Raw genomic sequence first — 25401 nt, 5'->3', positions numbered from 1 at the left:
CCCACCGGTGCGGTCGACGACGATCGACCGGGTCCCACCCGAGCAGAGGAGCTCCCCGCATGGCCGACAACCACGGCAACACCCCCGCGGCCTGGACGGGCGTCACGGTGGCGATGGCCGGATTCGTCGTCGGCGGCGTCGCCCTGATGCTCTCCCCGGTCAGCATGACCCTGTTCTGGGTCGGCGTCGCGCTGGGCCTGGTGTCCCTGCCGGTCTTCGCGATCATGACCAAGCTGGGCATGGGCAGCCACTGACCGTGGCCCTCCGCGAGGCGCGGCGACCGACGGTGCCCGCGGGCACCGGCGCCGCCCGACGCCTCGCACCGCCGCTGGCCGCCGGCGGGCTCGTCGTCGCGGCCACCGCCGCCCTCGCCGTGCGCGACCCCCACGCGCCGGGATCGTGGGGCGTCTGCCCGACCGCCCTCCTCGGGCTCGACTGCCCGGCGTGCGGGAGCCTGCGCGCGGTGCACGACCTGACCGCCCTGCACCTCGCCGAGGCGGCCTCCTCGAACCTCCTGCTCGTCCTCGCGCTGCCCGTGGTCGTCGCGCTGTGGGTCCGTCGGGTGGTCCTGCTCGCCCGCGGACCCGTCCCGGCCCTCGACCCGCGGCGGGTCCCGCGGGCCGCGTGGTGGGTGCTGGGGGCACTGGTCGTCGGGTTCACCGTGCTGCGCAACACACCCCTGCCGCCCGGGCCCTGGCTCGCGTCCTGACCTCACCAGCGAGGTGCGAGACTGGCCCCGTCCCCCCGTGATCCACCCCCGGTTGGAGGTCTGCAGAGATGTCGGTGCTCGACGACATCGTCGTCGGCGTCCGTGAGGACCTGGAGCGGCGTCGCGCCGCCCGGTCCGAGGCCGACGTCCGCGCCGCGCTCGCCGACGTCGACGCCGCCCGCGACCCGATGCCCGCGCTTCGCGCGCGAGGCTCCAGCGTCATCGCGGAGGTCAAGCGCCGCAGCCCCAGCAAGGGGCACCTCGCCGACATCCCCGAGCCGGCCGCGCTCGCGCGCGCCTACGCCGACGGGGGAGCCGCCGCCATCAGCGTGCTGACCGAGGAGCGCCGCTTCGGCGGGTCGCTGGCCGACCTCGTCGCCGTCCGGGCCGAGGTCGACACCCCGCTGCTGCGCAAGGACTTCGTGGTCGACGACTACCAGGTGCTCGAGGCCCGTGCCGCGGGCGCCGACCTGGTCCTGCTGATCGTCGCCGCCCTCGACGACGCCACCCTGCGCCGGCTGCACGACCTCGCCGGGTCCCTGGGCCTGACCACGCTCGTGGAGGTCCACGACGCCGAGGAGACCGGGCGCGCCGTCGACCTGGGGGCCGACCTGGTCGGCGTCAACGCCCGCGACCTGAAGACCCTCGAGGTCCACCCCGGGACCTTCGCCGAGCTGGCGCCGCTGGTGCCCGCCGACCGTGTCCTCGTCGCCGAGTCCGGGGTCTCCGGGCCCGGCGACGCCGCCGCGTACGTCGCCGCCGGCGCGCGGGCGGTGCTCGTCGGTGAGGCCCTCGTGCGCACCGGCGACCCCGCCGCCGCCGTCGCGGCCATGACGGGGCTCGTCGCCCCGGAGAGTGCAGGTGCACGATGACCGAGCTGAGCGACAAGCCCGTCGCGACCCCCCTCGAGGTCGGCGCCCCGGGTCGCTGGGACGCCGACGCCGGCGGCTGGTTCGGCGAGTACGGCGGCCGGTGGATCCCCGAGGCCCTGGTCGCCGCCCTCGAGGAGCTCACCGACGCGTGGACCGACGCGATGGCCGACCCGTCGTTCACCGACGAGCTCGCCCGCATCGGCCGCGAGTACGCCGGTCTGCCCAGCGCGCTCTACGAGGCGCGGGCGCTCTCGGAGAAGGCCGGCGTCCGGGTCCTGCTCAAGCGTGAGGACCTGCTGCACACCGGGGCCCACAAGATCCGCAACGTGCTCGGCCAGGCGCTGCTGACCAAGCGGATGGGCAAGAAGCGGGTCATCGCGGAGACCGGCGCCGGTCAGCACGGCGTCGCCAGCGCGACCGCGGCGGCCTTCTTCGGGCTCGACTGCACCGTCTACATGGGCGCGGTCGACACCCGTCGCCAGGCCCTGAACGTCGCTCGCATGCGCCTGCTCGGCGCCGAGGTGGTGCCCGTCGAGTCCGGCAGCGCCACGCTCAAGGACGCCATCAACGAGGCCATGCGCGACTGGGTCGCGAGCGTCGACCACACGGCGTACCTGTTCGGCACCGCGGCCGGTCCGCACCCCTTCCCGAGCCTGGTGCGCGACTTCACCCGCAGCATCGGCGACGAGGCCCGCGCCCAGTGCCTCGAGCGCTACGGACGCCTGCCCGACGCGGTCGCGGCCTGCGTCGGCGGCGGCTCCAACGCCATCGGCCTCTACACCGCGTTCCTCGACGACCCCGACGTCGCGGTCTGGGGCTTCGAGGCCGGCGGCGACGGGGTGGACACCCCGCGCCACGCGGCGACCATCGTCGGCGGCGGGGCCGGCGTGCTGCACGGCAGCCGCACGATGATCCTCGCCGACTCCGACGGCCAGACCATCGAGTCCCACTCGGTCTCCGCGGGCCTCGACTACCCCGGGGTCGGTCCGCAGCACGCGCACCTCGCCGCCACCGGCCGGGCGACCTACCACGCGATCACCGACACCGAGGCGATGGACGCGCTGGCCCTGCTGGCCCGCACCGAGGGCATCATCCCGGCGATCGAGACCGCCCACGCGATCGCCGGTGCGCTGAAGATGGCGCCGCAGCTGCGCGCCGAGCACGGCCCGGACGCCATCCTCCTGGTCAACCTCTCGGGTCGCGGCGACAAGGACATGGAGACCGCGACCGCGTGGTTCGGCCTCGACCCCGGCTCGGCGACCGCCGAGCCGGTCGGCGACCCCCACGAGGACCCGCGCGCATGAGCGTGACCACCGCCGCCCAGACCACGGCGGCCGCCTTCGCGCGCGCCCGGGCCGAGGACCGCGCGGTCCTGATCGGCTTCCTGCCCGCGGGGTTCCCCGACGTCGCGACCTCGGTGCGGGCCATGACCGCGATGGTCGAGGCCGGCGTGGACGTCGTCGAGGTCGGCCTGCCCTACACCGACCCGGTGCTGGACGGTCCCGTCATCCAGGCCGCCGCCCAGCAGGCGCTGGAGAACGGGTGCCGCACCGGGGAGGTCCTCGACATCGTCGGGGAGGTCGCCGCCACCGGCGCGCCGACGCTGGTGATGACCTACTGGAACCCCGTGCTGGCCCACGGGGTCGAGCACTTCGCGGACCGCATGGTCGCCGCCGGGGGAGCGGGCCTGATCACCCCCGACCTGACCCCCGACCACGGGCGCGACTGGAGCGCCGCCGCCGACGAGCGCGGCCTCGACAAGGTCTTCCTCGTCGCGCCGTCGTCGACCGACGTCCGCGTCGCCTCGACCGCGGCGGCCTGCCGCGGGTTCGTCTACGCCACCGCCGTCATGGGCGTCACCGGGGCCCGGGCCACCACCAGCGGCCTCGCGGGCCCTCTGGTCGCCCGCACCCGCGCGGTCACCGACACCCCCGTGGGGGTCGGTCTCGGCGTCAGCAACGGCGACCAGGCCGCGGAGGTCGCGTCGTACGCCGACGCGGTCATCGTCGGCTCCGCGTTCGTCCGGTGCCTGCTCGACGCCCCGGACACGGAGTCCGGCCTCGCGGCGCTGCGCGACGTCGCCGCCGACCTCGCCGAGGGGGTGCGGCGCCGTGGGTAGTCCCCGCACCCGCCGGGCGAGGGCCGGCGCCGCCGCGGCCGTCGCCTCGCTGCTGGTCCTCACCGCCTGCGGCGGCACCGAGCGCCTCGAGCCCGCGTCGGCGGAGTCCGGCGGCGGGATGCACGGCGACACCCTCGACGAGCCGTACGTCGTGCCCGAGCTGACCCTCACCGACACCGAGGGTGAGGACTTCGACCTCGTCACCGACACCGACGCGCCCCTGACGCTGGTGTTCTTCGGCTTCACCAACTGCCCCGACGTCTGCAACGTCGTCATGTCGTCGCTGGCCTCGGCCCGCACGCGGCTCTCCGACGCGCAGCGCGAGGACCTCGACGTGGTCTTCGTGACCACCGACCCGGCCCGCGACGACGAGGCGACGATCCGGTCCTACCTCGACCGCTTCGACCCGTCGTTCACCGGCCTCACGGCCGACATCCCCACCCTGACCGAGGCGGCCTCGGCGTTCAGCATCTTCTTCGAGAAGGGCGACCGCCTGCCCTCCGGCGGCTACGACGTGGCGCACGGCTCCTACGTCGCCGCGGTGACGACGGACGCCGAGGGCCGCGACCGGGTGCCGGTCGTGTGGGACGAGCAGACCTCGGCGGCGCAGTTCGCCGAGGACGTGTCCACCCTCCTCGCCCGGTGAGCGACCTGTCGGCGGTCCTGCTGACCATCCCGAGCCCCGCCACCGGGGTCTGGGAGCTGGGCCCGGTCCCGCTGCGCGGCTACGCGCTCAGCATCGTCGCCGGCGTCGTCGCCGCGATCTGGCTGGGGGAGCGGCGCTGGCGGGCGCGGGGCGGGACGCCGGGCGAGGTCAGCGACATCGCCGTGTGGTGCGTCCCGTTCGGCCTCGTCGGCGGCCGGCTCTACCACGTGGCCACGGACTGGCAGCTCTACTTCGGCGAGGGCCGCGACCCCGTCACGGCCCTCTACGTCTGGAACGGCGGGCTCGGGATCTGGGGGGCCATCTCCCTCGGCGCGGTCGGGGCCCTGATCGGGGCCCGGCGCGCCGGCATCAGGGTCGCGCCGATGCTCGACGTGCTGGCGCCGGGCGTGCTGCTGGCGCAGGCCGTCGGCCGTTGGGGCAACTGGTTCAACCAGGAGCTCTACGGGCGCCCCACGGACCTGCCCTGGGGGCTGGAGATCGACCCGTCGAACTGGCCGGCCGGGCAGACCTTCGAGCCGGGGACCACGTTCCACCCGACGTTCCTCTACGAGTCGCTGTGGAGCCTCGCCGGCGTGGCGCTGCTGCTCGTGCTGGACCGCCGGTTCCGGATGGGACGCGGCCGCCTGGCGGTCGCCTACGTGATGGTCTACACCACCGGGCGGGTGTGGAACGAGGCGCTGCGCATCGACGACGTGCAGCTGGACGACGTCCTCGGCCTGCGGCTCAACGTGTGGACCTCGATCGTGCTGTTCACGCTCGCCGCGGCGTACCTGCTGTGGACGCGGCGCCACCCGCCCGCGGATCCCGAGCCGATCTACACCGAGGCCCGCCTCGAGCGCGAGGACGCCGCCCGCACCGCCGACGGCACCGGGGCCTGAGGCCCCACCCGCCGGGCCCCCCGGGCCCCGTCTCACCGCGGTCCACGGCTGCGCCTGCCGGGGTGCCCGCTGGTACCGTTCTGCCATGGCGCGAGGGCCAACGTCGTCCCCTGCCCACCGTCTGTGACCTACCAGCTCGTCCGCGCGGAGCGCGGCGACGACAGGGAGGCTTCGCTCGTGCACGGCTATCCCCAGGCCCAAGGCCTCTACGACCCGGCCCAGGAGCACGACGCCTGCGGCGTCGCCTTCGTGGCCCGCATGTCCGGCGAGGCCGGCCACGAGGTCGTGCAGCAGGCCCTCACCGCCCTGCGCAACCTCGACCACCGCGGTGCCGCCGGCGCCGAGGTCAACTCCGGCGACGGCGCGGGCCTGCTGATGCAGGTGCCCGACGCCTTCCTGCGCGCCGTCGTCGACTTCGACCTGCCCGCCGCACGCACGTACGCCGTCGGCACGGCGTTCCTGCCCGGCGACGCCGAGCAGGTGGCCAAGTCGCAGACCCGCGTCGAGGAGCTCGCCGCCGAGGAGGGCCTCGCCGTCCTCGGCTGGCGCGACGTGCCCGTGGAGCCGGACAGCCTGGGCTCGATCGCCCTCGGTGTCATGCCGACCTTCCGCCAGCTGTTCGTCGCCGGTGCCAGCACGCCGGTGACCGGCATGGCGCTCGAGCGGATGGCCTTCTGCCTGCGCAAGCGCGCGGAGTCCGAGACCGGCGTCTACTTCCCGTCGCTGTCCTCGCGGACCCTGGTCTACAAGGGGATGCTCACCACCGAGCAGCTCGACGGCTTCTTCCCCGACCTGCGCGACGAGCGCACGGAGACCGCCCTCGCGGTGGTGCACTCGCGGTTCTCGACCAACACCTTCCCGAGCTGGCCGCTGGCTCACCCCTTCCGCTACATCGCCCACAACGGCGAGATCAACACCGTCATGGGCAACCGCAACTGGATGCGGGCCCGCGAGGCGCTGCTCGAGTCGGAGCTCCTCGGCGGCGACCTGGAGCGGCTGTTCCCGATCTGCACGCCGGGCGCCTCGGACTCCGCGTCGTTCGACGAGGTGCTCGAGCTGCTGCACATGGGCGGTCGGTCGCTGCCCCACGCGGTGCTGATGATGATCCCCGAGGCGTGGGAGAACCACGCCGAGATGGACCCCGCCCGCCGGGCGTTCTACGAGTTCCACTCCACGATGATGGAGCCCTGGGACGGGCCCGCCTGCGTCGTCTTCACCGACGGCTCGCAGATCGGCGCGGTCCTCGACCGCAACGGCCTGCGCCCCTCGCGGTACTGGGTCACCGACGACGGCCTGGTCGTCCTGGCCTCCGAGGTCGGCGTGCTCGACCTCGAGCCGGCCCGCATCGTCCGCAAGGGCCGCCTGCAGCCGGGCCGGATGTTCCTCGTCGACACCGAGGAGCACCGCATCGTCGAGGACGACGAGATCAAGGCCGACCTCGCCGCGGAGCACCCGTACGACGAGTGGCTGCACGCCGGCCTGGTGCACCTCGACGACGTGCCGCAGCGCGAGCACATCGTCCACACCCACGCCTCCGTGACCCGCCGCCAGCAGATCTTCGGCTACACCGAGGAGGAGCTGCGCGTCCTGCTCGCCCCGATGGCCGGCACGGGCGCGGAGCCGATCGGCTCGATGGGCACGGACACCCCGATCGCGGCCCTGTCCACCAAGCCGCGGCTGCTGTTCGACTACTTCAGCCAGCTGTTCGCGCAGGTCACCAACCCGCCGCTGGACGCCATCCGCGAGGAGCTCGTCACCTCGCTGCACGGCTCCATCGGGCCGGAGTCCAACCTGCTCGAGCCCAACCCGGCGTCGTGCCGGCAGGTGGTGCTGCCGTTCCCGGTCATCGACAACGACGACCTCGCCAAGATCCGCCACATCAACCGCGACGGCGACATGCCCGGCTTCGCGGTGCACATCGTGCGGGGCCTCTACGAGGTCGAGGGCGGCGGCGACGCCCTGGCCGCGCGGCTCGACGAGCTCTGCGCCGAGGTGTCCGCGGCGATCGCCGAGGGCGCGCGCGTCATCGTGCTCTCCGACCGCCACGCCACCCAGGAGCTCGCGCCCATCCCGTCGCTGCTGCTGACCGGTGCGATCCACCACCACCTGGTGCGCGAGAAGACCCGCACCCAGGTCGGCCTGCTGGTCGAGGCCGGCGACGTCCGCGAGGTCCACCACGTCGCCCTGCTCGTCGGGTACGGCGCCGCCGCGGTCAACCCCTACCTGGCGATGGAGTCGGTCGAGGACCTCGCCCGCGAGGGCCACTACGTCAAGGCCGAGGCCGACACGGCCGTCGCCAACCTGGTCAAGGCGCTCGGCAAGGGCGTGCTCAAGGTGATGTCCAAGATGGGCGTCTCGACCGTCGCGTCCTACACCGGCGCGCAGATCTTCGAGGCCGTCGGGCTGTCGCAGGCCGTGGTCGACCGCTACTTCACCGGCACCACCTCCAAGCTCGGCGGCATCGGGCTCGACACCGTCGCCGAGGAGGTCGCGGCGCGCCACGCCACGGCGTACCCCCGCGGCGGCATCGCGCCGGCGCACCGCCAGCTGATGGTGGGCGGCGAGTACCAGTGGCGCCGCGACGGCGAGCCCCACCTGTTCGACCCCGACACCGTCTTCCGGCTCCAGCACTCCACCCGCCAGGGCCGTTACGACATCTTCAAGCAGTACACCGAGAAGGTCGACGGTCAGTCGGCGCGGCTGATGACGCTGCGCGGCCTGTTCGGGTTCAAGGACCCCGCCGAGGGCGGTCGCACCCCGGTTCCGATCGAGGAGGTCGAGCCGGCCTCGGAGATCGTGAAGCGCTTCTCCACCGGCGCCATGTCCTACGGGTCGATCTCCGGCGAGGCCCACGAGACCCTCGCGGTCGCGATGAACCGGCTCGGCGGCAAGTCCAACACCGGCGAGGGCGGCGAGGACGCCGAGCGGCTGCACGACCCGACCCGGCGCAGCTCCATCAAGCAGGTCGCCTCGGGCCGCTTCGGCGTGACCGCGGAGTACCTGACCAACGCCGACGACATCCAGATCAAGATGGCCCAGGGCGCGAAGCCCGGCGAGGGCGGGCAGCTGCCCGGTCACAAGGTCTACCCCTGGGTCGCCAAGACGCGGCACTCCACGCCCGGCGTGGGCCTGATCTCGCCGCCGCCGCATCACGACATCTACTCGATCGAGGACCTCGCCCAGCTCATCCACGACCTCAAGAACGCGAACCCGTCCGCACGGGTCCACGTCAAGCTGGTCGCCGAGGTGGGCGTGGGCACGGTCGCCGCGGGCGTGTCGAAGGCCCACGCCGACGTGGTCCTGATCTCCGGGCACGACGGCGGCACCGGGGCGGCGCCGCTGACCTCGCTCAAGCACGCGGGCGGCCCCTGGGAGCTCGGCCTGGCGGAGACCCAGCAGACGCTGCTCCTCAACGGGCTGCGCGACCGGATCGTCGTCCAGGCCGACGGCCAGATGAAGACGGGGCGCGACGTCGTCGTCGCGGCGCTGCTGGGCGCGGAGGAGTACGGCTTCGCGACCGCACCGCTGGTGGTGTCGGGCTGCATCATGATGCGCGTCTGCCACCTCGACACCTGCCCCGTGGGCGTCGCGACCCAGAACCCGGTGCTGCGCGAGCGCTACTCCGGCAAGGCCGAGTACGTCGTGACCTTCTTCGAGTACATCGCCGAGGAGGTCCGCGAGTACCTCGCCGAGCTCGGGTTCCGCACGCTGGACGAGGCCATCGGCCACGTCGAGGCGCTCGACACCCGCGCCGCGGTCGACCACTGGAAGGCCTCCGGCCTCGACCTGGCGCCGGTGCTGCACACCCCGACGCTGCCCGAGGGCGCGTCGCTGCGACGCACGACCTCGCAGGACCACGGTCTCGACAAGGCCCTCGACAACGAGCTGATCCGGATCGCCGAGCCCGCCATCGAGCGGCGCGAGCCGGTGCGGGCCCAGCTCGAGGTCCGCAACGTCAACCGCACCGTCGGCACCATGCTCGGCCACGAGATCACCAAGCGCCACCGCGGCGAGGGGCTGCCCGACGGCACGGTCGACCTCACCCTCACCGGCTCGGCCGGCCAGTCGTTCGGCGCGTTCGTGCCGTCCGGGGTCACCCTGCGCCTCGAGGGCGACGCCAACGACTACGTCGGCAAGGGCCTGTGCGGCGGCCGGATCGTGGTCCGTCCCGACCGCGCCGCGACGTTCGAGGCCTCGCGCCAGATCATCGCCGGCAACGTCATCGGCTACGGCGCCACCTCGGGCGAGATCTTCATCCGCGGCGGCGTCGGCGAGCGGTTCTGCGTGCGCAACTCCGGCGCGCTCGCGGTCGTCGAGGAGGTGGGCGACCACGCGCTGGAGTACATGACCGGCGGCCGGGTCGTCGTCCTCGGCCCGACGGGTCGCAACGTGGGTGCCGGGATGTCCGGCGGCGTCGCCTGGATCCTCGACCTCGACCGGGGTCGGGTCAACGAGCAGGCGCTCGCCGGGGGCCAGCTCGAGCTGGGCCCGGTCGTGGAGGAGGCCGCCGAGGAGCTCCACGACCTCGTGCGCCGCCACCACGAGGAGACCGGCTCCGACGTGGCCGCCGAGCTGCTGGCCGACTGGCCGGCGGCACTGGGACGCTTCACCGAGGTCGTCCCCACCGAGTTCCGCACCGTCCTCGAGGCCAAGGCCAGGGCCGAGGAGGAGGGGCTCGACGAGCAGCAGACCGCCGAGCGGATGATGGAGGCGTTGCATGGCTGACCCGAAGGGCTTCCTCAAGCACGGCCGCGAGGTCGCGGACCGTCGCCCGGTCGAGGAGCGCAAGCAGGACTGGCAGGAGGTCTACCCCGGGGGTCCGGGGCGGGCGCTGCTGCCGATCATCACCGAGCAGGCCGGCCGCTGCATGGACTGCGGCATCCCGTTCTGCCACCAGGGCTGCCCGTTGGGCAACATCATCCCGGAGTGGAACGACCTGGTCTGGCGCGACGACTGGGACGGCGCGATCGAGCGGCTCCACGCGACCAACAACTTCCCGGAGTTCACCGGGCGGCTGTGCCCGGCGCCGTGCGAGACCGCCTGCGTGCTCGGGATCAACCAGGACCCGGTGACGATCAAGAACGTCGAGGTCTCGATCATCGACCGCGCCTGGGAGTCCGGCGCGGTGCGCCCGCAGCCGCCGGAGTGGCTCTCGGGTCGCACGGTCGCGGTCGTGGGCTCGGGGCCCGCCGGGCTGGCGGCCGCCCAGCAGCTGACCCGCGCCGGTCACACCGTCGCGGTCTACGAGCGCGCCGACCGGATCGGCGGCCTGCTGCGCTACGGCATCCCCGAGTTCAAGATGGAGAAGCGCCACCTCGACAAGCGCCTCGACCAGATGCGCCGCGAGGGCACCGTCTTCCGCTCCGGCGTGGACGTCGGCACCGACCTGACCGCCGAGCACCTGCGGCACCGCTACGACGCGGTCGTCCTGGCCGTCGGGTCCACCGTCGGTCGCGACCTGCCGGCTCCGGGCCGCGAGCTGGGCGGCATCCACCAGGCCATGGAGTTCCTGCCGCAGGGCAACCGCGCGGCGCTCGGCCTGGACCCCGTGCCGGACGGCGAGGCCCGGATCAGCGCCGAGGGCAAGGACGTCGTCATCATCGGGGGCGGCGACACCGGTGCCGACTGCCTCGGCACGTCGATCCGCGAGGGCGCCGCGTCGATCACGCAGCTCGAGATCATGCCCCGGCCCGCCGACGAGCGGGTCGACGCCCAGCCGTGGCCGACGTACCCGATGACCTACAAGGTCTCCTCCGCCCACGAGGAGGGGGGCGAGCGCGTCTACGCGGTCTCGACCAAGGAGTTCGTCGGAGACGACGACGGCAACGTCGCCGCCCTGCGCCTGGTCGAGGTCGAGATGCGCGACGGCCGCTTCGAGGAGGTCGAGGGCAGCGAGCGGGAGATCCCCGCGCAGCTCGTGCTGCTCGCGATGGGCTTCACCGGCCCGGAGCAGGGCGACCTGGTGACCGACCTCGGCCTCGAGCTGGACGAGCGGGGCGCCATCCGGCGCGACGACTCCTACGCGACCAGCGTCCCGGGGGTCTACGTCGCCGGGGACGCCGGGCGCGGGCAGTCGCTGATCGTGTGGGCCATCGCCGAGGGGCGCGCCGCGGCCGCGGCGGTCGACACCTTCCTCACGGGTTCCACGACGCTGCCGTCCCCGATCTCCCCGACGGAGCGCCCGCTCTCGGTGTGACTCGGTCGCCGGGCCCGATGCCCGCTCTTTGATCGTTCCAAGCGCTACAGTGGAGCGGTGCGGAGAGCAAAGATCGTGTGCACCCTGGGCCCGGCGACCTCGAGCGAGCGGCGCATCCGCGAGCTCGTCTACGCGGGCATGGACGTCGCGCGGCTGAACATGAGCCACGGCAGCCACGAGGACCACCGGGAGAGCTACCGGCTGGTCCGCGAGGCCGCCGACGCGAGCGGGCACGGCGTCGCCGTGCTCGCCGACCTGCAGGGGCCCAAGATCCGGCTGGGTCGGTTCTCCGACGGGCCGGTCACGCTCGCGCGCGGCCAGCGCTGGACGATCACCACCCGCGAGGTCGACGGCGACGCCGAGATCTGCGGCACGACGTACGAGGGGCTGGCGGGCGACGTCGCGCCCGGCGACCCGATCCTGATCGACGATGGCCGGATCCGCTTGCGGGTGGTCGAGGTCGTCGACGGCACCGACGTGCGGTGCGAGGTGCTGGTCGGCGGCCCGGTGAGCAACAACAAGGGCATCAACCTGCCCGGCGTGGCGGTGTCGGTCCCGGCGATGAGCGAGAAGGACGTCGAGGACCTGCGCTTCGCGCTCCGGCTCGGGGTCGACTTCATCGCGCTGTCGTTCGTGCGCGACGCCTCCGACGTCGAGGACGTGCGGGCGGTGATGGCCGAGGAGGACATCTGGCTGCCGGTCGTCGCCAAGATCGAGAAGCCCCAGGCGATCGAGAACCTCGACGAGGTGATCGACGCCTTCGACGCGTTCATGGTCGCCCGCGGCGACCTCGGCGTCGAGTGCCCGCTCGAGGAGGTCCCCTTCCTGCAGAAGCGGGTCATCGACAAGGCGCGACGCAACGCCAAGCCGGTCATCGTCGCGACCCAGATGCTCGAGTCGATGATCTCCAGCCCCGCGCCCACGCGCGCCGAGGCCACCGACGTCGCCAACGCCGTCCTCGACGGCGCGGACGCCGTGATGCTGTCGGGGGAGACCAGCGTCGGCCAGTACCCGGTGCACACCGTCGAGACGATGGCGCGGATCGTGGCCGCGACCGAGGACCACGGCCGCAGCAACATGACCGTCATCGACTGGAACCCCCGCACCCGCGGCGGCGTCATCGCGAAGGCCGCCGGCGAGGTCGCCGAGCGTGTCGGCGCCAAGTACGTCGTGGCCTTCACGCAGTCCGGCGACTCCGCGCGCCGCATGTCCCGGTTGCGCGGCACGGTCCCGGTCCTGGCGTTCACCCCGGAGGACCGGGTGCGCTCCCAGCTGGCCATGACCTGGGGCGTCGAGACCTTCCGCACCGCCGCGGTCGAGCACACCGACGAGATGGTGCGCCAGGTCGACGAGGCGCTGCTCAAGATCGGCCGCGTCGAGGAGGGCGACCTCGTCGTCATCATCGCCGGGAGCCCGCCGGGCATCCCCGGGTCGACCAACGCGCTGCGCATCCACCGCATGGGCGACGCGATCCACGAGGTCGCCCCGGCCTACCACCGCTCCTGAGCACCGCGCGGTCCGCGGGTGCCCCGGGTGGGACTCGAACCCACACTGGACGGTGTTTGAGACCGCTTCCTCTGCCGTTGGGATACCGGGGCCGCGCGCGCGCAGGGACGGTACCGCGCCGCTAGCCTGACCTCGTGGACAGCCCCCAGCCCCGACCCGCACCGCGGGTGGTGATCGCCGAGGACGAGGCCCTGATCCGCATGGACCTCGCGGAGATGCTCGCCGAGGAGGGGTACGAGGTCGTCGGTCAGGCCGCCGACGGTGCCCGGGCCGTCGAGCTCGCCACCGAGCTGCGGCCCGACCTGGTGGTGATGGACGTCAAGATGCCCGTCCTCGACGGGATCAGCGCGGCCGAGCGGATCGCCGGCGAGCGGATCGCCCCGGTCGTCATGCTCACGGCGTTCTCCCAGCGCGACCTCGTCGAGCGGGCCCGCGACGCGGGGGCGATGGCGTACGTCGTGAAGCCCTTCGGACCCGCCGACCTCGTGCCCGCCATCGAGATGGCCCTGAGCCGCCACGCCGAGATCGCGGCGATCTCGGCGGAGGTCGCCGACCTCACCGAGCGGCTCGAGACGCGCAAGAGCGTGGAGCGGGCCAAGGGGGTGCTGTCCGAGCGGCTCGGACTCTCCGAGCCGGAGGCGTTCGGGTGGATCCAGCGCACCGCGATGGACCTGCGACTGTCGATGCGGCAGGTCGCGGAGGGCGTGCTCGAGCACCCGCCCTCGTCACCGCCCGACGTGTCTTAGGTCTCAGGTTGGCAACACTGCGGCCCAGGGGCTCCACGGCGTAGGCGCGGGGCCCCGGTGTCCCTAGACTTCGCTCCGATCAACCACCTCCTCGAGCGGAGCTCCTGTGAAATCACCGATCCCCTCGCGCCGGGCGAACCCCGGCGCGCGGCGGGTGCGCGCGGTCGGCTGGATCCACCTGACCGGTCTCGCCCTGCTCACGTCCGTCGTGCTGGGCCTGTTCGCGCTGACCCCCGCCTCCGCGGCGCCCGCGCCCGCGCCCGCCGCCCCCGCGGCACCTGCGCCGGCGAGCCCCACCTTCTGCTTCGCCACCGCGGAGACCGCCTGCGTCGGCGGCACCCTGCGCCTCAGCGCCAGCGAGACCGTGGGCGGGGTGGACATCACCATCACCGCGCCCGACGGCACCGAGGAGACCGTGACCACCGCGGACACCGGTGCCTTCAACCTGCCGGTCGAGGAGGAGGGTGACTACGGCGTCGTCATCGACGAGGAGACCCTCCCCGACGGGGTGGCTCCCACCGAGTCGGAGCTGACCGTCCCCGTCGTCCTCGGCGAGAACGCGATCGCGAACTTCCAGTTCGAGCGCGAGGCCACCGGCGCCGACGGCTTCAGCTGGGACCAGTTCGCCCAGCAGGCCGCCAGCGGCATCCGCCTCGGCCTCCTGCTGGCGATGGCCTCCATCGGCCTCTCGCTGATCTACGGCACGACGGGCCTGTCCAACCTCGCGCACGCCGAGCTCGTGACGATGGGCGGCATGGTCGCCTTCTTCTTCTCGGGCGCGGCCGGGCTCGGTCTGCCCCTCACCCTCGGCATCCTGCTGACCACGCTGGTCTGCGCGGCGTACGGCTGGGCGCAGGACCGGGTGCTGTGGCAACCGCTGCGGCGCCGGGGCCTCGGCATCATCCAGATGATGATCGTGACCATCGGCCTGTCGCTGGCGATGCAGTACACGTTCCAGTACTTCGTGGGCGCGGGCCAGGTCCGCATCACCACCTCCAGCCCCGAGACCGTCGACATCGGCCCGGTGACGCTGACCCAGTTCTCCTTCGTCGCGATGGGCATCTCGATCGTCGTGGTCGCCGGTGTCGGCTACATGCTGCTGCGCACCCGGATCGGCCGGGCCACCCGCGCGGTCGCCGACAACCCGTCGCTGGCCGCGGCTTCCGGCATCGACGTCGACAAGGTGATCCGCCTGGTGTGGACGCTCGCAGCGGGCCTGGCCGGTCTGTCCGGCGTGCTCTACGCGCTGGTCACCAACGGCGTGAAGTGGGACACCGGTCTGCAGATCCTGCTGCTGCTCTTCGCGGCCGTCACGCTCGGTGGGCTCGGCACGGCGTTCGGCGCCGTCGTCGGGTCGATGGTCATCGGCCTGGTCGTCGAGCTGACGAACATCTGGCTGCCCGGCGACTTCAAGTACGCCACCGCTCTGCTCATCCTGATCCTCATCCTGCTGGTCCGCCCGCAGGGTCTGCTCGGTCGCGCCGAGCGGGTCGGCTAGGGAAGGACCGTCATGGGAGACATCCTCTACACGATGCTGCAGGACGCGATCTCGCCGCTCACCGCGGCGTACGTGATCGCGGCCATCGGCCTCAACATCCACTTCGGCTTCACCGGGCTGCTCAACATGGGCCAGGCGGGCTTCATGCTCATGGGGGCCTACGGGTTCGCCATCTCCACCGTGGAGGGCGCGCCGCTGTGGCTGGCCGTCCTGATCGCGCTCGGGGCGGTGACGGTCTTCGCGCTGCTGCTGGGCGTGCCGACCCTCAAGCTGCGGGGCGACTACCTCGCCATCGTCACCATCTCCGCCGCGGAGATCGTGCGGTTCGTCGGCCGCAACTCGCTGCTGACCGAGGTCACCGGCGGGTCCGGCGGCATCCCCGGCAACGACTACCGCAGCTCGTTCACCGACCTCTCGCCGTTCGGCGACGGGCGGACGCAGATCGGGCCGTTCGACTACCTGAACTCCAACTGGTGGCTGCACCTGGTCGCGTGGGCGGTCGTCTTCGCCTGCCTCGGGCTGGTCGCCCTGCTGGTGCGCAGCCCGTGGGGTCGTCTGCTCCGCGGCGTCCGCGAGGACGAGGACGCCATGCGCAGCCTCGGCAAGAACGTGTACGCGGTGAAGATGCAGGCGCTCGTGCTCGGCGGTCTGTTCGGCGCGGTCGGCGGCATCATCTACGTGCTGCCCAGCTCCGTGCAGCCCGACGGCATGGGCCGCCAGCTGACGTTCTTCATCTGGACGGCGCTGCTGCTCGGCGGCGCGGCCGCGATCTTCGGCCCCCTGCTCGGCTCGATCCTGTTCTTCGCGGCGCGGGCCCTGGTGCAGACCGGCGCGGACACCTTCGTGCCGTCCAGCATCATGAGCAGCGCCCAGACCGAGCAGTTCGCCTGGATCGTGGTCGGCATCGCGCTGATGCTGCTGGTCATCTTCCGGCCCCAGGGCGTCATCGGCAACAAGAGGGAGCTGCGGTTCAATGCCTGAGCAGACCGACCTGGGCCAGGAGCCCCAGTCCGGGGCGGAGGCCGCGGCCAGCCCGACGGGTCCCGACCGGGCGCACGTCGACACGGCGGCCGTCGAGGCCAACCCGCTGGCGGACCCCACCGAGCGCAAGCGCCTGATGGGCACCGTCGACACCACCCCCGGCGTCGCCAAGCCCGACGCCGTGCTGAAGGTCGACAACGTGCGTCGCGACTTCGGCGGCATCACGGCCGTCAACGTCGACCACCTGGAGGTCCAGCGCGGCATCATCACCGCGCTGATCGGGCCGAACGGCGCCGGCAAGACGACGTTCTTCAACCTCATCACCGGCTTCGACAAGCCCTCCTCGGGCCGCGACGCCAAGTGGAGCTTCGACGGCCGCTCGCTGGGGCGCACCAACGCCTCGGCGGTCGCGAAGGCCGGCATGGTCCGCACCTTCCAGCTCACCAAGTCGCTGAGCCGCATGACGGTGATGGACAACATGCTCCTGGGCGCGCCCCAGCAGCCGGGCGAGAGGCTCGCGCTGTCGCTGCTGCGGCCGCTGTGGAGCAAGCGCGAGGGGGAGATCCGCGGCAAGGCCGAGGAGCTGCTCGCGCGCTTCAAGCTGCTGGAGAAGAAGGACGACTACGCCGGCAGCCTCTCGGGCGGCCAGCGCAAGCTGCTGGAGATGGCCCGGGCGCTGATGAGCGACCCCCGCATGATCATGCTGGACGAGCCGATGGCGGGCGTGAACCCGGCGCTGACGCAGTCGCTGCTCGGTCACATCCAGACGCTGCGCGACGAGGGCACCACGGTGCTGTTCGTGGAGCACGACATGCACATGGTGCGCCACATCTCGGACTGGGTCGTGGTGATGGCCGAGGGCAAGGTCGTGGCCGAGGGCCCGGCCGACACCGTGATGGCCGACAAGGCCGTCATCGACGCCTACCTGGGCGCCCACCACGACACCGACCTCGGTGACGACGCGCTGCTCGAGGACGACTCCGTCGTCGCCGAGCTCGAGGCCGAGGCGGAGGCCGCCGAGGCCGCCGAGAAGGAGAAGGAGGGGCAGCGATGAGCACGCCCACAGGCGCCCCGGTCATCGAGGCGAAGAACGTCACCGCCGGCTACCTGCCCGGCGTCAACATCCTCAACGAGTGCTCGATGGTCGCCCACGAGGGCGAGATGATCGGCATCATCGGCCCCAACGGCGCCGGCAAGTCGACCCTGCTCAAGGCCATGTTCGGCCTGGTCAAGGTGCACTCCGGCGAGGTCACCCTCAACGGGCGCGACATCACCAACCAGAAGGCCAACCGGCTCGTCGAGCTCGGTGTGGGCTTCGTGCCGCAGACCAACAACGTGTTCCCCTCGCTGTCGATCGAGGAGAACCTGCGCATGGGCCTGTTCATGCGGCCCAAGAAGGTCGGCGAGCGGCTCGGGGCGATGTGGGACCTGTTCCCGGTCCTGCACCAGCGCCGGGCGCAGCGCGCCGGCTCGCTCTCCGGTGGTGAGCGCCAGTCGCTCGCGATGGCGCGGGCGCTGATGATGGAGCCGTCCGTCCTGCTGCTCGACGAGCCCTCCGCGGGCCTGTCGCCGGTGCGCCAGGACGAGACCTTCATCCGCACCCGCAAGATCAACAAGACCGGCGTGTGCGTCGTCATGGTCGAGCAGAACGCCCGCCGCTGCCTGCAGATCTGCGACCGCGGCTACGTGCTCGACCAGGGCCGGGACGCCTACACCGGCTCCGGCCGTGAGCTCGCCAACGACCCCAAGGTCATCGAGCTCTACCTCGGCACGCTCGCCGCCGACGTCGACTCGACCAAGGCCGGCTGACCCGCCGTACCGCAGCACCCAGCCCCACCCGGACGCCGGGCCCCGCACCTGCGGGGCCCGGCGTTCGTGCGTCACGCCCCAGCGGCCCGGGTGTGCAGGGTGGGGGCGTCGAGTCGGCCCGGGTGCGCAGGGTGGGGGCGTCGAGTCGGCCCGGGTGCGCAGGGTGGGGGCGTCGAGTCGGCCCGGGTGCGCAGGGTGGGGGCGTCGAGTCGGCCCGGGTGCGCAGGGTGGAGGAGCGATCTGGTCGAGGACGGTCCGCCTGACAGTGCCGTGCCGACCGGGGCCGGTGAGGTGCGCATCCGGGCCGACTGGGCGTGCGGTGGGTGCGCGTCCGGGCCGAGTGGGCGTGCGGTGGGTGCGCGTCCGGGCCGAGTGGGAGTGCGGTGGGTGCGCGTCCGGGCCGGGTGGGCGTGCGGTGGGTGCGCGTCCGGGCCGAGCGGGCGTACGGCGGGTCGCGTCCGGGTTGAGCGGACCGGGACGCACGAGGGCCCCGGGACCGTTGCCAGTCCCGGGGCCCTGTGGTGGAGCGTGGTGCTCAGCCCGCGAGGCGGGGTGAGGTCACTGCGACGCCTCGTCCGAGGTCGCCTCGATGGCGCCCTGGAACTGGTTCACGTTGTCACCGTCGAACTGGTAGATCCCGATGAACGCGGACGACGGGTCGTTGTCCTCGTTGATCGGACCGATGCCCGAGGGGCCGCGGTACTGGATCTCGGTGCCGTCCTCGAGCAGCGCGACGCACTCCTCGTAGGTCGTGCACTCCTCCGAGCCCTCCTCCGAGCCGGACACCGCGCGCATGTTCTCGCGGATGGTGTTCGGGTCGGTGCCCTCGCCGCGCGTGGCGGCCAGGGCGGCGAGGATGACGGCGTCGTACGACTCGGCCGCGTAGGAGAAGTCGTCGAGCGCGGAGCCCTCGACGTCCTCGTACCAGCTGCTCACGCGGTCACGGAACTCGTCCGGGGCGTCCGCACCGGGCAGCGTGCCCTTCGCGCCCTCGAGCACGCCGGGGTCGAAGGAGTCGCTGTAGTCGGCCAGGTTGCCGTCGGAGAAGTACGAGTTCGCGTTGTCCCAGCCCTGCGCCTCGAGCTCGGGGATGATCGACGCCGTCTCGTCGAACGCCAGGATGACGATCGCGTCGGGCTCGGCGGCCAGGGCCGCGGTCACCTCGGAGGAGAACGTGGTCTGTCCGGGCGGGAACTCGTCGCCGTCGCCCTCGGCGCCGTAGACGACCTCGGCGCCCTGGTCCTCGACGGTCTGCTGGACGACGTTGCGCAGGCCCGTGCCGTACGGGTCGTTGAAGACAATGAACGCCACGCGCTGGCGGCCGTCCTGGATCAGCAGGTCGCCGAGCGCGCCACCCTGGATGGTGTCCGGCGGGGCGGTGCGGAAGTAGTAGTCCGACGCGCCGCTGAGGCTGGTGGCGGTGTTCGCGGGGGAGATCTGGACGATCTCGTTGTCCGTGAAGGTGCCGATGATGTTCTCGGTGACGCCGGAGGCGGCAGCGCCGACGGCGATCGAGACCTGCGCGTCGACGAGCTGGTTGGCGGAACCGTTGCCGACGCTGTTGTCGGTGGTGTCACCGGAGTCGGTGGACAGGAAGCACGCGTCGTTGCCGGCGGCGCCGCCCGCGGAGTTCACGTCGGCGACGGCCAGGCCGACACCCGCGATCTCCGGGGGACCGAGGAAGGCCAGGTTGCCGGTCAGCGGCAGGATCGAGCCGACCTTGAAGGTGTCCGCGCTGGTGGAGCCGTTGGCGCAGTCGGCGGCCTCGAACGTCTCGCCGCTGTCGGCGCTCTCGCTCTCGGAGCCGCTGCTGTCGGAGGACTCGGAGCCGCTGGGCTCGCTCTCGGAGTCCCCACCACCGCAGGCGGAGGCGGCCAGGGCCAGTGCGGCCAGGGGCGCGATCACCCGGAGGCGTCGGGTCGTGGATCGATTCACGATGGGTGAACCTTTCGTTCGTACGGGTGGGTGGCCTGTGCGCTTCGGGAGTGCGTGACAGTGGCCCCCTGTGGCGTCGGCTTGGCGGAAAGTATGGCGTTGAACACGCCCGATCCCGGGACGCCGACGCGTCGTTAGCGAACTGTTACCGCCAGGTGTCCCGGGCGGTGGTCCGGGCGCCCGGCCGCAGGCCGGTCCTGGGTCGGTCTCAGCCGCCCAGCGGGCTCGCGGCGACCAGCCACGTCAGCAGCGGCGCCAGCACGAGGGCGGGGAGCAGGTCGACGACCGGGACCTCGCGGATCCGCAGCAGGCGCAGCGCGACCCCCACGAGCAGGAGGCCGCCGGTGGCCTCGAGAGCAGCGGTCTCCGCGGCCGGGAGCAGGTCACCCAGCCCGAGCCCCACGAGCGTCAGGCCCCCCTGGACCACGACCAGCGACACCACGCTGGCCGCCACGCCCCACCCGAAGGTCGCCGCGAAGGCGATGGCCGCGAAGCCGTCGAGCGCGGACTTGAGGAACAGCTGGTCGGCGCCGCGCCCGAGGCCGTCCTCGAGCGAGCCGACGACCGTGAGCGGGCCGGTGCAGAACAGCAGCGAGGCGAGCACGAACCCCTCCACGAAGCGGGAGTCCTCGGACCGGCTCAGGCGGTCGCGCAGCAGGACGCCGAGGCCCTCCAGCCGGTCGGTGAGGCGCAGCGCGGAGCCCAGGATCCCGCCGAGGGCGATCGCAGCGAGGACGATCAGCATCGGCGCGGCGTCCCCGACCGCCGCCGTCAGCGCCGGGTCGGTGACCGCCAGTGCGCTCGTCGCCGCGATGAGCAGCGTGACCAGGCCGAGACCGTCCGTGACGGCGTCGCGCACCCGCTCGGGCAGCCGGTGGCCGAGCAGCCGGCCGAGCGCGGTGCCCAGCAGGACGGTGACGACGTTGACGACGGTGCCGACACCGGGGAACACCTCAGCCCCGGTCGCGGGGCGCGTCGATCAGCGCGCAGGTGATGCGTGCGGTGCAGACCCGGCGGTCCTCGGCGTCGGTGATGACGACCTCGTAGCACGCCGTCGACCGACCCAGGTGGACCGGCGTCGCCACCCCCGTGACGGTGCCCGACCGGGCCGAGCGGTGGTGGGTGGCGTTGATGTCCACCCCGACCGCGATCCGGTCCGGCTGCGCGTGCAGCATCGACCCGACCGAGCCCAGCGACTCCGCGAGGACGACCGAGGCGCCGCCGTGCAGCAACCCGTACGGCTGCGTGTTGCCCTCGACGGGCATCGTCGCCACCACGCGCTCCGGGGAGGCCTCGAGGACGACGATCCCCATCTTCTCGTTCAGGGCGCCGGGAGGGATGTCGGACGGCTGCACGGCGGGCTCGCTCATGCCGCCATGGTGGCACCCGCGGGGCCCCGTGCGGGCCGGTGTCCGGTGCCCGGGCCGGCGTCGGCGCGATGTCCTAGAGTCGCCGAGTGAGCGCCTCCACCTCGACCCCGGCCCGTCCTCGGCTCCTCCTGGTCGACGGCCACTCGATGGCCTACCGTGCGTTCTTCGCGCTGCCGGTGGAGAACTTCTCGACCACCACCGGCCAGCACACCAACGCCGTGTACGGGTTCACCTCGATGCTGATCAACGTGCTGCGCGACGAGGAGCCCACGCACCTCGCGGTCGCCTTCGACGTCTCGCGGCAGACCTTCCGCTCCGAGGCCTACGCCGACTACAAGGCCAACCGCAGCAGCTCCCCGTCGGAGTTCGCCGGCCAGGTGTCGCTGATCAAGGAGGTGCTGGACGCCCTCAACGTGCCCTACCTGGAGAAGCCCGGCTTCGAGGCCGACGACGTCATCGGGACCCTCGCCACCCAGGCGCTCGCCGAGGACTTCGAGGTCCTGATCTGCTCGGGCGACCGCGACTCCTTCCAGCTCGTCAACGACGTCACCACGGTGATCTACCCGATGCGCGGCGTCTCGGAGATGAAGCGGATGACCCCGGCCGCGGTCGAGGACAAGTACGGCGTCCCGCCGGCCCGCTACCCGGAGCTGGCGGCCCTGGTGGGGGAGACCTCCGACAACCTGCCCGGCGTGCCCGGGGTCGGCCCGGGCTACGCCGCCCGGTGGATCAACTCGTACGACGGCCTCGACAACGTCATCGCCCGCGCCGACGAGATCACCGGCAAGAAGGGCGAGGCGCTGCGCTCCCACCTCGACCAGGTGATGCGCAACCGCGAGCTGAACGCGCTGGTCACCGACCTCGACCTCGAGCTGGCGCCCAGCGACCTGGCGATGCGCCCCTGGGACCGCCAGGAGGTGCACACCGTCTTCGACAGCCTCGAGTTCCGGGTCCTGCGCGACCGGCTCTTCGAGACCCTCACCTCCGTCGAGGAGATCGACGAGTCCGGTTTCGAGCTGTCCGCGGCGCGCGTCGAGCCGGGCCAGGTCGCGGCCTGGCTCGACGAGCACGCCCGCGGCGGCGAGCGCACCGGCGTGCTCGTCGAGGGCACCTGGCGCGCCGGCACGGGGGAGGTCACGGGCCTGGCGCTGGCGTCTGCCGAGGGTGCCGCGGCGTACGTCGCCGCCGACGGGCTGGGCGCCGAGGACGACGAGGCCCTCGCCACCTGGCTCGCCGACGAGGCGGCCCCGAAGGTGCTGCACGACGCCAAGGGCCCGATGCTCGCCCTCGCCGCGCGCGGCTGGCCGCTGGCGGGCCTCGAGCGCGACACCGCCCTCTCGGCGTACCTCGCCCGGCCGGACCAGCGCTCCTATGACCTCGCGGACCTCACGGTGCGCTACCTCAAGCGCGAGCTGAAGCAGGGCGCCACCGACGACGGGCAGCTCGCGCTGGACGTCGACGGGTCCGAGTCCGACGTGGCCGCCGAGACCGCGATGCTGCACGCCCGGGCGGTCCTCGACCTCGCGGCCGCCCTCGACGACGAGCTCGAGGAGCGGGGCGGCACCCGCCTGCTCGCCGAGGTCGAGCTCCCGCTGATCGGGGTGCTGGCCGGGCTCGAGCAGGTGGGGATCGCGGCGGACACCGAGCTGCTCGAGGGGCTCGAGTCGGAGTTCGGCGACGGGGTGCGCCGCGAGGCCCAGCAGGCGTACGACGTGATCGGCCGCGAGATCAACCTCGGCTCGCCCAAGCAGCTGCAGGTCGTGCTCTTCGACGAGCTCGGCATGCCCAAGACCAAGCGCACCAAGACCGGCTACACCACCGACGCCGACGCCCTGGCGACCCTGTACGAGAAGACCGAGCACCCGTTCCTCCAGCACCTGCTGCGGCACCGCGACGTCATCCGGCTCCGGCAGACCGTCGAGGGCCTGCTGAAGACCGTCGCGGAGGACGGCCGGATCCACACGACGTTCAACCAGCTGATCGCCGCGACGGGCCGACTGTCGAGCACCGACCCCAACCTGCAGAACATCCCGGTCCGCACGGAGGCCGGTCGCCGGATCCGTGAGGCCTTCGTCGTCGGGCCGGGCTACGAGCGGCTGATGACCGCCGACTACTCCCAGATCGAGATGCGGATCATGGCGCACCTCTCGGAGGACGCGGGGCTGACGGAGGCCTTCCGCTCGGGCCTGGACTTCCACTCGGTCACCGCCGCCCGGGTGTTCGGCGTCGACGCGGAGGCCGTGACGCAGGAGATGCGGGCCAAGATCAAGGCGATGAACTACGGCCTCGCCTACGGGCTGTCGGCCTACGGGCTCAGCCAGCAGCTGCGGATCGACACCACCGAGGCGCGCGGGCTCATGGACGAGTACTTCGAGACCTTCGGCGGGGTGCGCGACTACCTGGCCGGTGTGGTCGACGAGGCCCGCCGGACCGGTTTCACCGAGACCATCCTGGGGCGGCGGCGCTACCTGCCGGACCTGTCCAGCGACAACCGGCAGCGCCGGGAGATGGCGGAGCGCATGGCCCTCAACGCCCCCATCCAGGGCTCGGCCGCCGACCTGATCAAGGTCGCCATGCTGCGGGTCGACGCCGCGGTGCGCGCTGCCGGGCTCGCCTCGCGGATGCTGCTGCAGGTGCACGACGAGCTCGTGCTCGAGGTGGCCGCGGGGGAGGAGCAGCAGCTCGAGGAGCTGGTGCGCGCCGAGATGGCGGGCGCCGCCGAGCTCGCGGTCCCGCTCGACGTGTCGGTCGGGACGGGCACCAGCTGGCACGAGGCCGCCCACTGAGCGGACCCGGCCGACGAGGGGCCGCGGGTCAGCCCGCGGCCTCCGCCACCCCGGGCACGGGCGCCGCCGACGGCGCCGCCCGCCGGCGGCTGAGCACCAGCAGGCCGAGCAGCACCAGCAGGTCCACGGCCGCGACGACGACGAGCAGCCGGGGCTCGGTGGTCGTCAGCGGGGCGGAGGCGAGCACGGCCGCCAGGCCGGCCCACACGACCAGCACCGAGGTGCGGTGCTGGTCGGCGACGACCTGGTAGACCAGGATCTGGATCATCGCGAGCAGCGTGCCGATGGCGGCGAAGACCCAGATCAGGGACTCGATCTCGGCGTACTGGGGGCCGCCGACGAAGGTCACCGCGAGACCGGACAGCACGGCGACGCCCGCGGTGGCCGTGGCCCCGATGGCCGCGGTCGCGACGAGGCTGAGCAACGTCGCGCGCCCTCGGCCGGCTCCGGAGGCCATCGACGGGAACGCGACGACGACCACGAACTGGGGCAGGAACAGCACGGCCTTCGTGAGGATCAGCCCGGCGGCGTAGAGACCGGCGTTCTCGGCGTCGAGCACGACCCGGGCCAGGACGACGTCGACGTTGGAGAGCGCGAAGAACGCGAGCAGGGCATGCGAGTTGTGAGCGACCTCGCGCAGCACGACGCGGGTCGAGGACCGCTCGACGGGCGCCTCGCGCCGCCGGTGCAGCGCGAGCGCCCCGACCACGACGGGCACGAGCGCCCCGACCGCGACCCCGGCCATCGCGCCGGTCGCGCTGGGCACGAGCAGCAGCCCCACGGTCCCGAGGACGAGACGCCCCAGGCCGGCACCGACGTAGATGGCGGACAGCGGGCCCCAGATCTCCTCGCCCTGGAAGACCCCGGCCTGGGCGCCCATCATGCTCAGCGGCGCGGCGGCGAGGGCGACGAGGACGGCCGGCAGGGGCGACGACAGGTCGAGCAGCCAGGTCACGACCGGCGCGAGCAGCAGGCACACGAGGGCGAGCACCAGGCCCGAGCGTCGCCCGGCGCGGAGGATGCGCGCCTCGATGACGTCGCGGGCGTGGGGGGCGGCGGCCACCTGCCTCGCCCCCGTGGCCTGCAGACCCAGGGACAGGACGTTGACGACGAGCAGCAGGCCCATGAGCGCCGCCACCGCGCCGTACTCGGCCGGCCCGAGGAGACGAGCGGCGAGGATGGTGAAGCCGTAGGTCGTCACGTTCATGACGGCCATCGCGACCGCCACACCGGCGCCTCCGCGCAGCAGTCGGCGCACGTCCGGCCTCTCCTTCCTCACCCGCCGAGCCTAGGACGTGCGCACCAGCGCCCCGCGACCCAGGGGCCGCG

Annotated in this window: 20 protein-coding genes and 1 tRNA gene; 16 read left to right on the top strand and 5 right to left on the bottom strand. The window is 72.8% G+C overall.

Annotated features, from left to right (window positions below):
* Window positions 1–59: 59 nt before the first annotated feature.
* The 10 genes from ABD158_RS05760 (at window position 60) to pyk (ending at window position 12947) form a co-directional block, all read left to right on the top strand.
* The gene (locus ABD158_RS05760) at window positions 60–254 is read left to right on the top strand and encodes an HGxxPAAW family protein (protein ID WP_344004946.1); all 195 of its coding nucleotides are present in this window, start codon (window positions 60–62) and stop codon (window positions 252–254) included.
* Between the two features lie 2 nt (window positions 255–256).
* A complete protein-coding gene (locus ABD158_RS05755) occupies window positions 257–709 on the top strand; it encodes a DUF2752 domain-containing protein (RefSeq protein WP_344004943.1) in 453 nt (150 codons plus the stop codon).
* A 68-nt stretch (window positions 710–777) separates the two neighbouring features.
* The gene (trpC, locus tag ABD158_RS05750) at window positions 778–1581 is read left to right on the top strand and encodes an indole-3-glycerol phosphate synthase TrpC (protein ID WP_344004940.1); all 804 of its coding nucleotides are present in this window, start codon (window positions 778–780) and stop codon (window positions 1579–1581) included.
* On the top strand, window positions 1578–2885 hold the full coding sequence (gene trpB / locus ABD158_RS05745) for a tryptophan synthase subunit beta (RefSeq protein ID WP_344004938.1): 1308 nt from the start codon (window positions 1578–1580) through the stop codon (window positions 2883–2885). The genes trpC and trpB overlap by 4 nt, the downstream gene beginning before the upstream one ends.
* On the top strand, window positions 2882–3700 hold the full coding sequence (trpA, locus tag ABD158_RS05740) for a tryptophan synthase subunit alpha (RefSeq protein WP_344004936.1): 819 nt from the start codon (window positions 2882–2884) through the stop codon (window positions 3698–3700). The genes trpB and trpA overlap by 4 nt, the downstream gene beginning before the upstream one ends.
* Window positions 3693–4346 (top strand): SCO family protein, encoded by a 654-nt coding sequence (locus tag ABD158_RS05735; protein ID WP_344004935.1) that lies wholly within the window; start codon window positions 3693–3695, stop codon window positions 4344–4346. Before trpA ends, ABD158_RS05735 begins: the two co-directional genes overlap by 8 nt.
* Complete coding sequence (gene lgt / locus ABD158_RS05730) at window positions 4343–5245, top strand: prolipoprotein diacylglyceryl transferase (RefSeq protein WP_344004933.1); 903 nt, start codon at window positions 4343–4345, stop codon at window positions 5243–5245. The genes ABD158_RS05735 and lgt overlap by 4 nt, the downstream gene beginning before the upstream one ends.
* 258 nt (window positions 5246–5503) lie before the next feature.
* Window positions 5504–9970 (top strand): glutamate synthase large subunit, encoded by a 4467-nt coding sequence (gene gltB, locus ABD158_RS05725; RefSeq protein ID WP_425573157.1) that lies wholly within the window; start codon window positions 5504–5506, stop codon window positions 9968–9970.
* Entirely contained in the window at window positions 9963–11441 is a 1479-nt protein-coding gene (locus ABD158_RS05720; RefSeq protein WP_344004927.1) for a glutamate synthase subunit beta, read from the top strand. Before gltB ends, ABD158_RS05720 begins: the two co-directional genes overlap by 8 nt.
* A 57-nt stretch (window positions 11442–11498) precedes the next feature.
* A complete protein-coding gene (gene pyk, locus ABD158_RS05715) occupies window positions 11499–12947 on the top strand; it encodes a pyruvate kinase (protein ID WP_344004924.1) in 1449 nt (482 codons plus the stop codon).
* 19 nt (window positions 12948–12966) lie between these two features.
* On the opposite strand, the gene ABD158_RS05710 is transcribed toward pyk, so the two are convergent.
* A tRNA-Leu gene (locus tag ABD158_RS05710) sits at window positions 12967–13039 on the bottom strand.
* A gap of 42 nt (window positions 13040–13081) precedes the next feature.
* Here ABD158_RS05710 and ABD158_RS05705 point away from each other — a divergent pair.
* The 5 genes from ABD158_RS05705 to ABD158_RS05685 all read left to right on the top strand — a co-directional run bounded on the left by ABD158_RS05705 (window position 13082) and on the right by ABD158_RS05685 (window position 17981).
* On the top strand, window positions 13082–13693 hold the full coding sequence (locus ABD158_RS05705) for an ANTAR domain-containing response regulator (RefSeq protein ID WP_344004921.1): 612 nt from the start codon (window positions 13082–13084) through the stop codon (window positions 13691–13693).
* A 106-nt stretch (window positions 13694–13799) separates the two neighbouring features.
* Window positions 13800–15191, top strand: a complete 1392-nt coding sequence (locus ABD158_RS05700) for a branched-chain amino acid ABC transporter permease (protein ID WP_344004918.1) — start codon at window positions 13800–13802, stop codon at window positions 15189–15191.
* A gap of 12 nt (window positions 15192–15203) precedes the next feature.
* Window positions 15204–16172, top strand: coding sequence for a branched-chain amino acid ABC transporter permease (locus ABD158_RS05695; RefSeq protein WP_344004915.1), 969 nt, complete (start codon window positions 15204–15206; stop codon window positions 16170–16172).
* Window positions 16165–17226: an ABC transporter ATP-binding protein gene (locus ABD158_RS05690; RefSeq protein WP_344004912.1), complete on the top strand. Its 1062-nt coding sequence runs from the start codon at window positions 16165–16167 to the stop codon at window positions 17224–17226. The genes ABD158_RS05695 and ABD158_RS05690 overlap by 8 nt, the downstream gene beginning before the upstream one ends.
* Window positions 17223–17981: an ABC transporter ATP-binding protein gene (locus ABD158_RS05685; RefSeq protein ID WP_344004909.1), complete on the top strand. Its 759-nt coding sequence runs from the start codon at window positions 17223–17225 to the stop codon at window positions 17979–17981. Before ABD158_RS05690 ends, ABD158_RS05685 begins: the two co-directional genes overlap by 4 nt.
* A 558-nt stretch (window positions 17982–18539) precedes the next feature.
* Here the strand turns inward: ABD158_RS05685 and ABD158_RS05680 are convergent.
* From ABD158_RS05680 to ABD158_RS05670, 3 genes are all read right to left on the bottom strand, one after another.
* Window positions 18540–19916 (bottom strand): ABC transporter substrate-binding protein, encoded by a 1377-nt coding sequence (locus ABD158_RS05680; RefSeq protein WP_344004906.1) that lies wholly within the window; start codon window positions 19914–19916, stop codon window positions 18540–18542.
* Window positions 19917–20124: 208 nt separating this feature from the next.
* Entirely contained in the window at window positions 20125–20868 is a 744-nt protein-coding gene (locus tag ABD158_RS05675) for a DUF554 family protein (protein ID WP_344004904.1), read from the bottom strand.
* Window position 20869: 1 nt separating this feature from the next.
* Window positions 20870–21286 carry a PaaI family thioesterase gene (locus tag ABD158_RS05670; protein ID WP_344004902.1) on the bottom strand — a complete coding sequence of 139 codons (417 nt, stop codon included), beginning with the start codon at window positions 21284–21286 and terminating at the stop codon, window positions 20870–20872.
* Window positions 21287–21372: 86 nt separating this feature from the next.
* Between ABD158_RS05670 and polA the strand changes: the two genes are divergently transcribed.
* A complete protein-coding gene (gene polA / locus ABD158_RS05665; protein ID WP_344004899.1) occupies window positions 21373–24072 on the top strand; it encodes a DNA polymerase I in 2700 nt (899 codons plus the stop codon).
* Between the two features lie 28 nt (window positions 24073–24100).
* Here the strand turns inward: polA and ABD158_RS05660 are convergent, their stop codons facing one another.
* On the bottom strand, window positions 24101–25351 hold the full coding sequence (locus ABD158_RS05660; protein WP_344004898.1) for an oligosaccharide flippase family protein: 1251 nt from the start codon (window positions 25349–25351) through the stop codon (window positions 24101–24103).
* Between the last annotated feature and the right edge of the window lie 50 nt (window positions 25352–25401).

The sequence above is a fragment of the Nocardioides lentus genome, from assembly GCF_039529515.1.
In the GTDB taxonomy this organism is placed as follows: Bacteria; Actinomycetota; Actinomycetes; order Propionibacteriales; family Nocardioidaceae; genus Nocardioides; species Nocardioides lentus.
This window is presented reverse-complemented; position numbering and strand designations above follow the sequence as displayed.